This window comes from Mesorhizobium sp. B4-1-3 (genome assembly GCF_006439355.1).
GTDB lineage: Bacteria > Pseudomonadota > Alphaproteobacteria > Rhizobiales > Rhizobiaceae > Mesorhizobium.
The window spans coordinates 1-14,529 of the sequence record NZ_VFTG01000042.1 but is presented as its reverse complement, the minus strand read 5'-3'; the positions used below and the strand labels follow the sequence as shown (position 1 = coordinate 14,529).

At 64.5% G+C, this 14,529-nt stretch carries 13 protein-coding genes and 1 pseudogene; 8 read left to right on the top strand and 6 right to left on the bottom strand.

From position 1 onward, the window contains the following. Positions 1-8: 8 nt before the first annotated feature. The 3 genes from FJW06_RS28655 to cpaB all read right to left on the bottom strand — a co-directional run bounded on the left by FJW06_RS28655 (position 9) and on the right by cpaB (position 2,674). Positions 9-287, bottom strand: a complete 279-nt coding sequence (locus FJW06_RS28655; RefSeq protein WP_140756866.1) for a hypothetical protein — start codon at positions 285-287, stop codon at positions 9-11. Positions 288-290: 3 nt separating this feature from the next. Then, positions 291-1,658 (bottom strand): type II and III secretion system protein family protein, encoded by a 1,368-nt coding sequence (locus FJW06_RS28650; protein ID WP_246674915.1) that lies wholly within the window; start codon positions 1,656-1,658, stop codon positions 291-293. 104 nt (positions 1,659-1,762) lie between these two features. Then, entirely contained in the window at positions 1,763-2,674 is a 912-nt protein-coding gene (cpaB, locus tag FJW06_RS28645; protein WP_140756862.1) for a Flp pilus assembly protein CpaB, read from the bottom strand. Between the two features lie 254 nt (positions 2,675-2,928). Between cpaB and parE the strand changes: the two genes are divergently transcribed. The 3 genes and pseudogenes from parE (at position 2,929) to FJW06_RS28630 (ending at position 7,660) form a co-directional block, all read left to right on the top strand. Beyond that, complete coding sequence (gene parE / locus FJW06_RS28640; protein ID WP_140756860.1) at positions 2,929-4,983, top strand: DNA topoisomerase IV subunit B; 2,055 nt, start codon at positions 2,929-2,931, stop codon at positions 4,981-4,983. A 43-nt stretch (positions 4,984-5,026) separates the two neighbouring features. Beyond that, positions 5,027-7,138, top strand: coding sequence for an FUSC family protein (locus FJW06_RS28635; RefSeq protein WP_140756858.1), 2,112 nt, complete (start codon positions 5,027-5,029; stop codon positions 7,136-7,138). Positions 7,139-7,223: 85 nt separating this feature from the next. After that, positions 7,224-7,660: pseudogene (locus FJW06_RS28630) on the top strand (VOC family protein). 14 nt (positions 7,661-7,674) lie between these two features. Here FJW06_RS28630 and FJW06_RS28625 read toward each other — a convergent pair. After that, a complete protein-coding gene (locus tag FJW06_RS28625; RefSeq protein ID WP_140756856.1) occupies positions 7,675-8,796 on the bottom strand; it encodes a DUF2336 domain-containing protein in 1,122 nt (373 codons plus the stop codon). Between the two features lie 152 nt (positions 8,797-8,948). Here FJW06_RS28625 and FJW06_RS28620 point away from each other — a divergent pair, with 152 nt between their 5' ends. Together FJW06_RS28620 and FJW06_RS28615 are read left to right on the top strand one after the other, a co-directional pair. Then, positions 8,949-9,401, top strand: coding sequence for a MaoC family dehydratase (locus tag FJW06_RS28620; RefSeq protein ID WP_140756854.1), 453 nt, complete (start codon positions 8,949-8,951; stop codon positions 9,399-9,401). Next, positions 9,401-10,282: a CoA ester lyase gene (locus tag FJW06_RS28615; protein ID WP_140756852.1), complete on the top strand. Its 882-nt coding sequence runs from the start codon at positions 9,401-9,403 to the stop codon at positions 10,280-10,282. Before FJW06_RS28620 ends, FJW06_RS28615 begins: the two co-directional genes overlap by 1 nt. 3 nt (positions 10,283-10,285) lie before the next feature. On the opposite strand, the gene FJW06_RS28610 is transcribed toward FJW06_RS28615, so the two are convergent. Continuing rightward, complete coding sequence (locus tag FJW06_RS28610; protein WP_140756850.1) at positions 10,286-10,960, bottom strand: isoprenylcysteine carboxylmethyltransferase family protein; 675 nt, start codon at positions 10,958-10,960, stop codon at positions 10,286-10,288. A 74-nt stretch (positions 10,961-11,034) separates the two neighbouring features. Further along, positions 11,035-11,619, bottom strand: coding sequence for a nitroreductase (locus FJW06_RS28605; RefSeq protein WP_140756848.1), 585 nt, complete (start codon positions 11,617-11,619; stop codon positions 11,035-11,037). 276 nt (positions 11,620-11,895) lie between these two features. On the opposite strand from FJW06_RS28605, the gene FJW06_RS28600 reads away from it, so the two are divergent. From FJW06_RS28600 to FJW06_RS30885, 3 genes are all read left to right on the top strand, one after another. Then, positions 11,896-12,861 carry a hypothetical protein gene (locus tag FJW06_RS28600; RefSeq protein ID WP_140756846.1) on the top strand — a complete coding sequence of 322 codons (966 nt, stop codon included), beginning with the start codon at positions 11,896-11,898 and terminating at the stop codon, positions 12,859-12,861. A 176-nt stretch (positions 12,862-13,037) separates the two neighbouring features. Further along, the gene (locus FJW06_RS28595) at positions 13,038-14,138 is read left to right on the top strand and encodes an IS5 family transposase (protein ID WP_140756844.1); all 1,101 of its coding nucleotides are present in this window, start codon (positions 13,038-13,040) and stop codon (positions 14,136-14,138) included. A 188-nt stretch (positions 14,139-14,326) separates the two neighbouring features. Next, the gene (locus FJW06_RS30885) at positions 14,327-14,458 is read left to right on the top strand and encodes a hypothetical protein (RefSeq protein WP_281404901.1); all 132 of its coding nucleotides are present in this window, start codon (positions 14,327-14,329) and stop codon (positions 14,456-14,458) included. Positions 14,459-14,529: the final 71 nt, after the last annotated feature.

Sequence of the window (14,529 nt, the reverse complement as noted above, 5' to 3'; positions counted from 1 at the left end):
TCAGCCCATCAGTTCGATGTGGTCGATGATGATGATGTCGTCGATGACGACCCGGAGCCGGCTTTCGCGCCGACGGCAGCGCTCTCCGAACCCGGACGCCGGGCCGGCACGAGAAGCTTGGTGTTCTGCACGCCGTACTTCCATGGATCGACCATCTGCATGACAGTATTGGACGCCTGCGCGTTGCCAGCCGCCAAGGTCACCCCTTCGGCGCGCACATAGTCGTCGCTGGTGCAACCGCCGGCGAAACCGGCCAGGAGCAGAACGATGCAAGCGGCGATGCGCATGGCTTAGTCCTTTGGCAGATCGAGGAAGTGGCCTGACGTGGCGGCAGCCACTGGGCGGGCGGCGCTGCCGTCTGCCAGCGCCACTGGGCGCTTCGATGCCGAGGCGTCCACTTCCTCGGTGTTGTTCAGGAAATAGTCGGCGGGACTTGCCGGCTGGGTGCCGTCGGTCGGCTCGACCATCTTCTTCGAGGGATCGACCGGCTTGACCAGGTAAGGCGTGACGATGATGACCAGATCGGTCTCGCGCCGCTGATAGGATTTCGAGGAAAACAGCGGACCGAGCACCGGCAGCCTGCCGATCCCCGGCACCCGCGACGTCGTGATGTCGTTCTGCGACTGCAGAAGGCCGGCGATCATGAAGCTTTGGCCGTTCTTGAGGTCGACCGATGTCCTGGCGCGGCGCACGATGAAGGCCGGAATGGAAATGCCGCTGCTGACCTGGATGGAAGCGGACGGGTCGATCGAGGACACTTCCGGCGCGATGTCGAGGCTCACCAGCCCGTCTTTCAGCACCGTCGGCGTGAAATCCAGGCCGACGCCATACTTCTTGTAGGTCACGCTGATCTTGCCATTGTCTTCGGAAACCGGGATCGGGAACTCGCCGCCGGCAAGGAAGCTCGCCGTCTGGCCTGAACGCGCGATCAGGTTCGGCTCAGCCAGCCGCCGCGCCAGGCCGCGTTCCTCCAGCGCCTTGATGGCAATGTCGATCGAAACGCCGTTCGACAGCAGGCTGCCGATGATCTCGCCGGTTCCGGCGCCCGTCACGGTTCCGCCGTCGGGGTTCAGCACGACTTTGCGGTTGCCGATGCCATAGGCGAAATTGGCGGCGTATTTGGCGCCGAGATCCTGACCGGCCTGACGGTTGATCTCGACGAAGCGGACGTTGAGCTGCACCTGTTGCGAGGACGAGATGTTGACCGAGTTGATGACTTCCTCGTTGCCGGAAAAGCGCGACGCGATCTTGCTGGCCTTGTCGGCGGCGACCGCATCGTCGGCCTCGCCCGACAGCACGACGCGGCCGTTCGCCGAACCGACCTTGATCTTGGCGTCGGGCACGCTGGCGCGGATGGTGCTGGCCAGTTGGTCGGTATCCAGCGTCACCTCGATGTCGATGGTGCCGACGAGTTGCTTGTTCTGGTCGAACAGGGCGATACCCGTGGTGCCCAGATTGTTGCCCAGCACGTAGAAGGACTTGTCGGTCAGCGGATTGACGTTGGCGATCTCCGGATCGCCGATGACGATCTGGTAGAAGGCGGCGCTCGTCATGATCGTCTTCGGCTTGCCCTTGGCGACCTTGATCGAGGCGTTCTTGTTCGCCGAGACATAGACGACGTCATTGCCGGCCCTTGCCGGCGCAGCGACGCCAAGCATTGCCGCGGCCAGCGCGATCGCGCCGAGAAGACGCCATCTCCCGGTCGTCCGAAATGCATCAAACCCGAACATCTTGCCCCGTCCCCGCCGGTCCCCACCGGCTATTACTGCAGTTCCTGCGGAGGTTCCCGCGAGGGAACCTTGTATTCCTCGACCTTTTCGCCGCGCGTTACGATCACCGTCTTGAATTTCGGCTCGTCGGATTCCTTCGTCACCGCGCTGACGAGCGAGGCGGCGCTCGCCTGCGCCTTTGCGGTGACCGAACCGCCGAAGGACGAGATGGTCGTAAGCCCGCCATCGCCGGCGGTTGCGTCAGCGGCGGACCGCAAGGACAGCGACAAGGTGCCGACGGTGCGGGCAAGCGCCACTTTTTGCGCCCCTTCATTGGTGACCTCGATGGTCACCGAATTGGCGATCTGCGGTTCGGTCTTGCGCTCGTCCGCGCCCTGCCCGACCGAAAGCACCTTGGCGTCCGCGACGACGACTTCGGACGTCACCGTCGAGCCGGCCGCGCCCTGCGCGTTTTTGGATACTTCCTGGATGGCTCCCGCGTCACGCGTCAGCACGACATCGACGCGGTCTCCCGGCGTGATGAAGCCGCCGACGCCGGCGATCTCGTCGGTGCGGATGGTGACGGCCCGCATTCCCGGCGACAGCATGTTGGAAAGGGTGGCGCGGCCGTTCGGTCCCGAGAGCTTGGTAAGCAGGACCGGTTCGTTGACCTCGATCGGCGACAGCACGACCCGGCTGCCGTCGGCAAGCAGCTTTTCGATCGTCGGGAAAGCGCCTTGCGGTAGGGAATCCTGCGGCCACGGGATCTCGGCGAGTTGCGGCCGTGCGAGCTCCATGCCGTAGCGCAACGGCGCTTGAGCCACCACGATGGTCTTGAACTCGACCTTGGGTTGCTGCGGAGCTTCGACCGTGACGACCTCGGCCTGAGCCTTTGCCTGGCTCTTGACCCAGAAATCCGCCGCAAAGATCGAGATCGCGCCGAAAACGGCGGCGATGCCGATCATGGTTATGGCCCTGCCCCTCACAACGAAACCCCTGACGCCCGTGGTCTTTTGTTGGTTAGGCCCCACGCTAGGCGTTAATGTTAAAGAATCAGGAATCCCGAGGCATGGGGGCCGCCCTATTTCGGCCGGCTTGGTTATCGAATGGTTTTGGAATAAGAGACAGTTTGATCCCTGAACGGAACAGGAACTCGTTCGCCCGCCAAAAGCGTGGCAGTATCGAGGAGTGATTCGCAGTACCGGACTTAATGGCTAGCATGGACGACACCAGCGATCTCTTTGGCACCCCGGAAAAGCAACCGCAGCAAGTGCGCGCGCCCTCGCGCCCCGCCGATCCGCTGGTGCAGGCCGCGAAGCGTTCGACCGCCACCCGCGACGGCAGCGAGGGTTACAGCGCCGCCGATATCGAAGTGCTGGAGGGGCTGGAGCCGGTGCGGCGCCGTCCGGGCATGTATATTGGCGGTACCGACGACAAGGCGATGCACCACCTGTTCGCCGAGGTCATCGACAATTCGATGGACGAAGCGGTGGCCGGCCACGCCACCTTCATCGACGTCGAGCTTTCCGCCGACGGCTTCCTGACCGTCACCGACAATGGCCGCGGCATCCCGGTCGATCCGCATCCGAAATTCAAGAAGCCGGCGCTCGAAGTCATCATGACGACGCTGCATTCGGGCGGCAAGTTCGACTCCAAGGTCTACGAGACCTCCGGCGGCCTGCACGGCGTCGGCGTCTCGGTGGTCAACGCGCTGTCCGACCACCTCGAGGTCGAGGTCGCGCGGGGACGCCAACTTTACCGCCAAAGATTCTCCCGCGGCGTCCCGGTCAGCGGTCTCGAGCATCTTGGCGAAGTCCACAACCGACGCGGCACGAGGACCCGCTTCCATCCCGACGAGCAGATTTTCGGCAAGGGCGCCGCCTTCGAACCGGCGCGGCTTTACCGCATGACGCGCTCGAAGGCCTATCTGTTCGGCGGCGTCGAGATCCGCTGGACATGCGATCCGTCGCTGATCAAGGACAAGGACCAGACACCCGCCAAGGCCGAGTTCCATTTCCCGGGCGGCCTCAAGGACTATCTCAAGGCGACGCTCGGCGACGAGTTCCAGGTCACGCGCGAGGTCTTCGCCGGCAAGAGCGACAAGCAGGGCGGCCACGGTTCGCTGGAGTGGGCTGTCACCTGGTTCGGCGGCGACGGCTTCCTCAACTCCTACTGCAACACCATTCCGACCCCTGAAGGCGGCACGCATGAGGCCGGCTTCCGCAACGTGCTGACGCGCGGACTGCGCGCCTACGCCGACCTCATCGGCAACAAGCGCGCCTCGATCATCACCACCGACGACGTGATGATCTCGGCCGCGGGCATGCTGTCGGTGTTCATCCGCGAGCCGGAATTCGTCGGCCAGACCAAGGACAGGCTGGCGACGATCGAGGCGATGCGCATCGTCGAAAACGCCATCCGCGACCCGTTCGACCATTGGCTGGCCGACAATCCGCAGGAAGCCTCGAAGCTTCTCGACTGGGTCATCGCGCGCGCCGACGAGCGCGTGCGCCGCCGGCAGGAAAAGGAAGTCTCGCGCAAGAGCGCGGTGCGCAAGCTGCGCCTTCCTGGCAAGCTCGCCGATTGCACGCAGAACGCAGCCGCTGGCGCCGAGATATTCATCGTCGAGGGCGACTCGGCCGGCGGCTCGGCCAAGCAGGCGCGCGATCGCGCCAGCCAGGCGGTGCTGCCGCTGCGCGGCAAGATCCTCAACGTCGCTAGCGCCGGCAACGACAAGCTTGCCGCCAACCAGCAGATTTCCGACCTGATCCAGGCGCTCGGCTGCGGCACGCGCTCGAAATACCGCGACGAGGACCTGCGCTACGACCGCGTCATCATCATGACCGACGCCGACGTCGACGGCGCGCATATCGCCTCGCTGCTGATCACCTTCTTCTACCAGGAGATGCCGAACCTGATCCGCGGCGGCCATCTCTACATGGCCGTGCCGCCGCTCTATTCGATCCGGCAGGGCGGCAAGGTCGGCTACGCCCGCGACGACGCGCACAAGGACGAGTTGCTGCGGACCGAGTTCACCGGGCGCGGCAAGGTCGAGATCGGCCGCTTTAAGGGTCTGGGCGAGATGATGGCCTCGCAGCTCAAGGAGACCACGATGGATCCCAAGAAGCGCACGCTTCTTAGGGTCGATGTGATCGACGCCGAGCAGGCCACCAAGGATGCCGTCGACGCGCTGATGGGCACCAAGCCCGAGGCGCGTTTCCGCTTCATCCAGGAGCGCGCCGAATTCGCCGAGACGGACGTGCTGGATATCTGAACGCGGTCCGGTCCATAACAAGCTCCGATAAGGAGACGGGCATGTGACCTGGACGCGGCTGAAAGAGCTTGCCGAGACACCGCTAAGCGGCCTGACACAGCCGACCCGTTCGGATTGGATTTTCGCCCTGCGCACGGTTTCGGCGGGGCTGATCGCGCTGCTTGTTGCCTACGCGCTGAAGCTCGACCATCCGCAATGGGCGATGATGACGGTGTTCATCGTGGCGCAGCCGGTGGCTGGCATGGTGCTGGCGAAGGGCTTCTACCGGCTGCTCGGGACGCTGGCGGGCGGTCTTGCCGCGGTCGGCATCACCTCGCTGTTCGGCACCAATCCCTGGCTGCTGGTCACAGTGCTGGCGCTATGGATCGGCGTCTGCACGCTCGTCTCGTCGCTGCTGCGCAACCCGGAAGCCTATGGCGCCGCCCTTGCCGGCTATACCGCGATGATCATCAGCCTGCCGGCGCTTGGCCAGCCGCATGTCGTTGTCGACCTGGCGACCGCGCGTTGCGCCGAGATCGTGCTCGGCATTGTCTGCGCCGGCGTCACCAGCCGGCTGATCCTGCCGAAGCTCGCCGCCGACGCTATCATCTCCAGGCTGAAGCGCAGCATTCTCGACCTCGCCGAATATGCCGGCGGCGCTTTCTCCGACGGCGATCCGGCAAGCCTTGCCGCGCTCCAACGCAAGCTGATCGCCGACGCCCAGACGCTCGCAGAGATGCGGACCTATGCGCGGCTGGAGGCGCCAAGCTTCGCCACCCGCGCCCACCCGGTGCGGCGCACGATAGGCCAGCTTCTGTGGGCGCTTTCGGCGGCGCGCGCTCTGCACAGCCACCGCAGGCCGAAGAACGCGGCGCTGATTCCCATGCGCAGCGAGTTGAAAGCCTTCGTCGGCGAACTGGCGGCGACGCCTGGCGCGCTCGACGACACAGCCCCTTGGGTGGCCCGGCTCGACGCGATCGCAGGCAAGGCCAGGGAGATGCCGGACCTGCCCAAAGATACGGCGTCCGACGGCAGCGGCCCCAGCGGCACAGGCCACAACGACAGCGGAGAAGACAAGGTCGGCACCATCACCCGTCTCACCATCGCCGGCGATTTCGCAGAGGCGCTGAAGCAGGTGATGCGCGGCCTGGAGGCGCTTCGCTCGCCCGTCTCTCGCAAATCGAGCGAGCGAAGCCAGCCGGCGCTGGTCGTCCACCGCGACTACCAGGCCGCATGCCGCAACGCCCTGCGCGCCGCGCTGGCGACATTGCTCGTGGCGATCTTCTGGCTGACGACCAAATGGTCGGAAGCAGCCGGCACCGTCATCCTCGTCGCTGTCGTCTCCAGCCTGTTCGCGTCGCGCCCCGATCCCGTGCAGTCCGCCTGGGGCTTCTTCACCGGAACACTGATCGCGCTGCCTTTTGCCTTTCTGGTCGGCCAGGTCGCGCTACCGGCGCTGCCCGGCTTCGGCTGGTTCACGCTCTTCGTCGTGCCGATCCTGGTTCCAGCAGCGCTCGGCATGGCCAATCCACGCCATGTCGGCGTCGCCACCGCCTTCGCCATCAACTTCCTCGCCTTCCTCAGCCCCCATCAGCAGATGATCTATGATCCCGGGCCGTTTCTCGCCGGCTCGGCCTCAATCCTGGTCGGCATCCTGATTGCGATCGGCGTCTTCATCGTCGTGCTGCCGGCCGATCCCTGGGTCACCGTGGAGCGAATCTCGCAGGCGATGCGTGAGGACCTGGCGCGGCTTTGCCTGCATGAGCGCATCCCCCGGCGCTCGGCCTTCGAAAGCCTTGCCTATGACCGGATCAACCAGTTGATGCCGCAGGTGCAGCGGACAGGCCGCAGGGGCGACTCCATGCTTGGAGGCAGCATCGCCGCCGTCACCGTCGGGCTGGAGGTGCTCAGGCTGCGCCGCGCGCAACTGAACTCCGCCATTCCGCACGAAACGGTCGAATCCATCGGCAATTTCCTGCGCGGCCTGGCGCGCGAGCTGTTGTTCCGGCGCCCGGGCGAGCCGCAGACCGCCACCGTCGCGGTGGCAAGGCAATATGCGGCCAGCATCGCGGAACGCAGCGATCGGCTCGAAATGCTGCAGATCGCCGCCTCCCTGCGCATCATTGCCGCCGCGATGGAAGATTATCCGGACTTCTTTGCGAAGGGCCGTGCCTGAACAATTCCGGGCGTGTCGCGTTTCAGGTCGGACTGTTTCGGAAATGGTTCCTTGTTGGACTGGTCGACACCTTCTAGGTTGGACACTGGCGCTCAAACGGATGGACAACATCGGCATCGTCGTCGAGGACCTCGACGCGACAGTTGATTTCTTTCGCGAGCTTGGCCTTGAGCTCGAAGGGCGCGCCATGATCGAAGGAGAATGGGCCGGGCGCGTCACTGGACTGGGTGATCAGCATGTCGAGATCGCCATGATGCGCACGCCGGACGGCCACAGCCGCTCGAGCTGTCCCGCTTCCTCAGGCCACGTATCGTGGCGGATCACCGCAACGCGCCGGTGAATGCCCTGGGTTATCTCCGCGTCATGTTCACAGTGGACGACATCGACGACACGCTGGAGAGGCTCCGCAAACGCGGGGCCGAGCTCGTCAGCGAGGTGGTCCGCTATCAGGATGTGTATCGGCTCTGCTACATACGCGGGCCTGAAGCGCTTCTCATCGGCCTTGCCCAGGAACTCGGCTGAGACCTGACATGTCGCTAGGCAGCTGCAATCGCCAGCGCATGCCCGCGCGCGTTTTCACGCAGCGCGTCGAGATGGATCGACTTCACCAGCCCGGCAAGGTCGCCCTCGGCCGATTGGCCGCCGAGCTCCTTCAGCATCAGCCAGCTCACCTCCTGGACGCCGGCGATGCGCCGGCCATTGGCGACCTCGCGCCACACTTTCAGCGCGCGCAGGATGATGCCATGCGTCGTCGGCGCAAGCCCGGCGCTGCGGAACAGCGCCTGCAGCGCCACGTCGTGCCCGCCGGCGAGAAGCGCTGTCACCCGCTGCTCGGACTGTCGGGCTAATGCCACCAGCGTCGAGCCGAAGAAATCCACTTTGCCATGCGCGATGGTGCGGATGATGAAGCTTGCGGTCAGGTCTCCGCGCAGCCTCAAATGCTCGATCAGCGCCGCATGCTCTTCCATGCGCGTTCCCTCGATCAGCGTGACCGAGGCCTTCACGCAGGCATCGCGCATGACGCGATCGGCCCACGCCGCGCCCATCATCGCCAGCACCAGCGGCGATCCTTTCAGGGTCTCGCCGAGCTTGACCAGGAGCATGTGCCGGCAGTCGGCCGGCAGGCGCCGATCGGCGATCAGCGCCTCGCGCACCAGCGGCAGATGGCCATGCCGCTCGGCCATGCGGCGGAAGCTGAGCGAAGCAATCTCGGCGCCGCTGTTGCCGATCAGCACGGCGCAGGCTTCCGGTTCGCCGATCTCGGCGATTGCCGCCGCCAGCGACATCGAGACGACGGGACGGTTGGCGATCAGCTTCTGCGTCGCCTTGTGGCCGCAGGCGACGCGTTCCACCAGGTCGGCATCGGTAAGCAGCGGCGAGCGCGCCAGCACCAGCGCCGCCACTTCCGGCTGGTCTGCGGCCAGGGCGCTGATCACCTGCGGCGGCGCGTGATGGCTCATCGACAGCGCCTCGGCAAGCGCCAGGCGCACCTTGGAGGAAGCGTCGTCCAGAAGCAGCGTCAGCGCCGCCTCGGCGGCGCAGCGATCCTCGAATGGCAGATCGGAATCGATATAGGCGCGCGCCAACGCGCTCGCGGCGGCGGCGCGCTCGGAAACCCTTGCCGTGTCAACCCATTTTAGAAAGTGCGAAACAATCATACCGACCAGCTACGCCCTCGCCGGAAAGATCCCGGCCCCGTCGTGAACGGTAGGCTGGAAATGGTTTACGAACGGTTCACCATGTTTCTTAACCGGCTTGATGGGGGCGCAGCCAACGCCTATCAAGCAAGGACATTGGAGGAGATCGAACGATGGCCGGGCTTTATCTGGAAGAGTTTGTCGTCGGCCATGTCTTCCGCCACACGCTGCGCAAGACCGTGACCGAGAGCGACAACATGCTGTTTTCGGTGATGACGCTCAACCCGCAGCCCTTGCACATCGATTTCGACTTTGCCGCGAAAACCGAATGGGGCAAGCCGCTGGTGAACTCGCTGTTCACGCTCGGCCTGATGATCGGCATCTCGGTGAACGACATCACCGTCGGCACCACGGTCGCCAATCTCGGCATGAAGGAGACAGTGTTCCCGCACCCCGTCTTCCACGGCGACACCATCCGGGTCGAGACGACGGTCGTGTCCGTACGCGACTCGAAGTCGAAACCCGATCGCGGCATCGTCGAGTTCGAGCACCGCGCCTACAATCAGAACGACATTCTTGTCGCCAAGTGCATCAGGCAGGCGATGATGCTGAGGAAGGCGGCCTGATGCGCTCGCTGCTGTTCGTGCCCGGCGATTCCGAGCGCAAGCTGGAAAGGGGATTCGAGGCCGGCGCCGACGTGGTCATCGTCGATCTCGAGGATTCCGTTGCCGCCGCCAACAAGGCGGCGGCACGCGCGACCGCGGCCGGCTTCATCTCCAGCCAAAGGCACCGGACAGGTTCGGCCGTCTATGTGCGGGTCAACGATCTTTCCACCGGCCTCACTGACGATGACCTTGAGGCTCTTGTCCCGGCGAAGCCCGACGGCATCATTCTGCCGAAGTCGAACAGCGGACAGGACGTCCAGCAACTGGCGGCGAAGCTGCGCGTGCATGAGGCCGAGAGCGGGCTGCCGGACGGCGCTATAAGAATCCTGCCGATCATTACCGAGACCGCAGCCGGCGTGCTGGCGGCGGCAAGCTATGCCGGAGCGAGCGCGCGGCTTGCCGGCCTGACCTGGGGCGCGGAGGATTTGTCCGCCGCGATCGGCGCGCGCTCGACCCGCGATGAGAGCGGCCGCTACACCGAGGTGTTTCGCCTGGCGCGCAGCATGACCATTCTGGCGGCGGGCGCGGCCGAAGCCGCCGCCATCGACACCGTCTTTCCCGATTTCCGCGACATGGCCGCCTTCGAGAAGGAATGCCGAGAGGCCGAGCGCGACGGCTTCACCGGCAAGATGGCGATCCATCCGGCGCAAGTGCCGGTCATCAACGCCGCCTTCACCCCGTCCGCCGAAGCAGTCGCGCGATCACAGGCGATCGTCGATGCCTTCGCAGCAGCGGGAAATCCGGGCGTCGTCGGCATCGACGGCAAGATGTACGACCGGCCGCATTTGCGCCTGGCCGAGCGCCTGCTGGCTCGCGCCAAGGCGGCGGATATTTCCGCCTGATCGCTACCAGACCATCGGGATCAGCTTGTAGCGGACACGCGCGGCGTAATCGTCATAGCCCTGCAGGCCGGTCCGCAACGTCTTTTCCTCGATGAAGGTGCGGATGGCGAGCAGCAGGATGAAGGCGAGGACCGATGCCAGTCCCCACCAGGAGCCGAGCAGCAGCGCCGTGCCGGCGAAATAGAGTATGGCGCCCGCATACATGGGGTGGCGGACATAGCCGTATGGACCGGTGGTGATCACCTTCTGCCCGCGCTCGTCCTGGATCTTCACGACAGGCGCCGCAAAGCTGTTTTCCAGCATCGTGAGATAGCAGATCCAGATGCCGACGAGCAGGACCAGCACGCCGACCAGCTGCACCCATACGGGAGTTGCCGACCAGCGGAAGCGGAAGTCGAGCCCCATCAGGGCCAGCCAGGCGAAGATGCCGATGAGCAATATGCTCAGCACGATCTTGTCGGCCGCGGTCTGGGTTTTCTGGATCGGCGGGCGAAGGCGCTCATTCATCAGGCCTGGATCGCGCCGGGTGAGCGCCACGCCCATGATCAGGCTCAGTCCGACCATCACGACTATGTACACCCAGGCTCCGGTCCAGTGCAGCGTGCCGGCCGACACGAACATCACCGCGCCCATGATGCCGAACCATACGAATGTCTGGAGAACCAATCTCGAGACCATGACCAACCTTCCGTGACGTCCCCGCCACTATTGGCCGCCCGCCGCGCCGTTCCTGCGAAAATCCGCAAAAGATCCTAACCGGCCCAGGGACCGGCGTAATCGGCATAGAGCTTCGCCGGATCGGGCCGTGGCCGTTCCGGCGCAGGCCCCTGATACGATCCGATATGGACGAAGCCGACGACGCGCTCCTGCGGCGAGAGCCCGAGGATCGCCCTGCCCTCCGCGACGTCGGAATACCAGTTGCTGATCATGTTGGTGCCATAGCCCAGAGCATTGGCCGCGATCATCAGGTTCATGGCCGCCATGCCGCCCGACAGGAACATCTCCCATTGCGGGATCTTCGGGTTCTCCCTCGTCACCGACACCACGCCGATCACCAGCGGCGCTCGCGAGAAGCGCGCCAATTCCTGGTTGCGCCGGCCTTCCGGCAGCGGCCTCTCGCGCTGCTCGGCCAGTGCCGCCAGCTTCTTGCCGATCTCGACGCGCGCCTCGCCGCGATAAAGGATGAAGCGCCAGGGCTCGAGCCGGCCGTGGTCGGGAACACGCGAGGCCGCCGCGATCATCGTCGCGATCTCGGCATCGCTCGGCGCCGGTTCCTTGAGGTCGGGAATCGGCGCGGAATTGCGGGTGAGCAGGAAGTCGATGATCGGCGACGCCATGGGCGCAAGTCTCCTGAAGGCATTCGATTTTGAGCTGAAGCACGCCATCGGGAGGTCGGGCGGCTCGGGCGGTGGCGTTTTGCGCCGGATAAGAAGCCGCCGCGCGGGGCGGCGCGCTTCTAGAGCATGATGCCGAAAAGTGTGAAGCGGCTTTTGGACGACATCATGCTCTACTTCTTTGACTTAGAGCCGGATTCAGATTTCAGGTCAATTCGACCTGAAATCATCCGGCTATAGGCCTTGAAATTGCCACTGCCTTGGGCTTCAACGCAAGGCATGTTTGAGGGGACTCTGCGCCTTTTTGTGATCGCACTCGTCGCTGCGTTGTTCGCGGTGCCGGTTTCCTTCGCGCTGGCCCAGAACGCCAACGATGTCGGCGACATCAAGCTTCCTGGCATTTCGAGCTATGCGACGCCGAAGACACAGGGACCGCTGGCGCTCGGCAATGGCGGCGCCATCACGCTGTCGGCGCAGTTGACCGACAAGGGCGCCGACATCACCCGCGGCATCGTCTGGCGGGTCTTCAGGCCACAACCCGCCAGCGATGGCAGGCTGCCGATGGTAGCATCCGCCCATGGCGGCACGGCCGTGTTTCAGCTCGACCCCGGCAGCTACCTTGTCCATGCCTCCTACGGACGCGCCGGCGCCACCAAGCGCATCACCGTCGGCAAGGAGGCCCGCCGCGAAAGCCTTGTGCTCGACGCCGGCGGCCTGAAGCTCGACGCGGTGACGTCGGGCGGCGCGCCCATCCCGCCGAAGAAACTGCGCTTCTCGATCTATGAAGGCCAGGCCGCGGCCAATGGCGACCGGCCGCTGATAGCCCCGGACGTCGCGCCGAACACCGTAGTGCGGCTGAACGCCGGCACCTACCATGTCGTCTCCACCTATGGCGCGGTCAACGCCGTGATCCGCTCCGACATCCGCGTCGAGGCCGGCAAGCTGACGGAGGCGACCGTCGAGCACCGCGCCGCCGAGATGACGATGAAGCTGGTGCGTGAGCCCGGCGGCGAGGCCATCGCCGACACGTCCTGGTCATTGCTCAACGAGAGCGGCGATCCGATCAAGGAAGCGGTCGGCGCATTCGCCTCGATGGTGCTGGCCGAGGGTCAGTACACCATCATCGCCAAGAACCGCGACCGCATCTATCAGAAAGATTTCACGGTGGTCGCCGGGCAGAACCAGGAGATCGAGGTCGTGGCCAATGAACAGTCCGCCATCGATCCCGAGGAAGGCGCGGACTAGAGGAATTCCAGGAAAAGTGTGAGCGGTTTTCCGTCCGGAATTGCGTAAAAACAAAGAGATAGAGCGTTTCGCCGTTTCCGTGAAACGGTGAAACGCTCTAGCAGGCTGTTGAAGAAGTACTGGCGCGGTTGTTTTGAGCGTGATTCACTGGTGCCCTGATGATTTGGGGACCGTAGATGCGCGGATTGGACGAGCGGACAGGTTCGCTGTTTTCCTATGTGGACCTTGAGGCGCGGGTTCGGCGCGATCATCCGCTACGGGTGATACGGGCGATCGTGAACGCGGCTCTTGTCGGGATGGACGGCGATTTTGCCGTGCTTTATCGGCCCGGGGTCGGGCGACCCTCGATTGCGCCGGAGCGCTTGCTGCGCGCGATGCTGTTGCAGGCCTTCTATGGCATTCGCTCGGAGCGTAAGTTGATGGAGCGGATGGAGTTCGATCTTCTGTTCCGCTGGTCCGTTGGGCTCGGCGTTGACGAGCCGGCCTGGGATCATTCGAGCTTCACCAAGAACCGGGATCGGCTGTTGGAAGGCGAGATCGCGGCGAAGTTTCTGCGCGCGGTTCTGGCGCAGCCAAGGGTGAAGCGGCTGCTGTCGTCGGACCACTTCTCGGTGGATGGGACGCTGATCGAAGCCTGGGCTTCGATCAAGAGCTTCCGCCGCAAGGATGGCGACGACAACGATCCGGATAGCGCTGGCCGCAACGCCGAGCGCGCCTTCCACAAGGAGAAGCGCTCCAACGATACGCACCAGAGCACAAGCGATCCGCAGGCGCGGCTCTACAAGAAGGGTGACGGTCAGCCGGCGAAGCTGTGCTACATGGGCCATGCACTGATGGAGAACCGCCACGGACTGGTCGTGGACGGCGGCGTCACCCAGGCCACGGGCAAAGCCGAGCGGGAGGCTGCGCTTGCCATGTTGGAACGCCGGTCATCGCGGCGGCGCATCACGCTCGGGGCCGACAAGGCCTATGATGTGCGCCAGTTCGTCAAGGACCTGCGCGAGCACAAGGTCACGCCGCACATCGCCATCGACGGTCACCTCAGTAAAACTGGCAAGCCTCGTGTGACGGCGATCGATGGCCGCACGAAGCGCCATCCGGGCTATGAAGCCAGCCAGCGCTGCCGCAAGCGGATCGAAGAGGTGTTCGGCTGGATCAAGTCATCGGCCGGCATGGCCAAGGTCAAGCTGCGAGGATGCGCCCGTGTGGGCGCGGCCTTCACCCTGAACCTGGCGGCCTACAATCTGGTCCGCTTACCCAAGCTGCTGGCGACATGAGCCTCGCCGGCCGTGGCGGATCGTCGCGATGCCCGACTATGTCGAGGACTATCGCGACATGATGGAGCCCGCTTATATCGAGTTCGCGACCAACGGCTCCGGCGAATTCGCCTTGGGCTGCCACTGGGCAGATCTTCGGCGCGGGCGACGGCAATCACGTCGCCTTCTCCTGGCAAGGCAACGACGAGATGGACGAAGCCCAAGGTGATGGCTGGGCCGAAATCCAACCTGACGGCTCGATCAGCGGGCAAATCTGCTTCCACAACGGCGACGAAGCCGACTTCATTGCCCGCAAGTGGACTTCTTCAACAGCCTGCTAGGCTGTAGTGACAATTTAATCATTTGAGCCAGAGCATGATGGCAGCAAGCTTGACGAAGCCGAGGAAGTTGG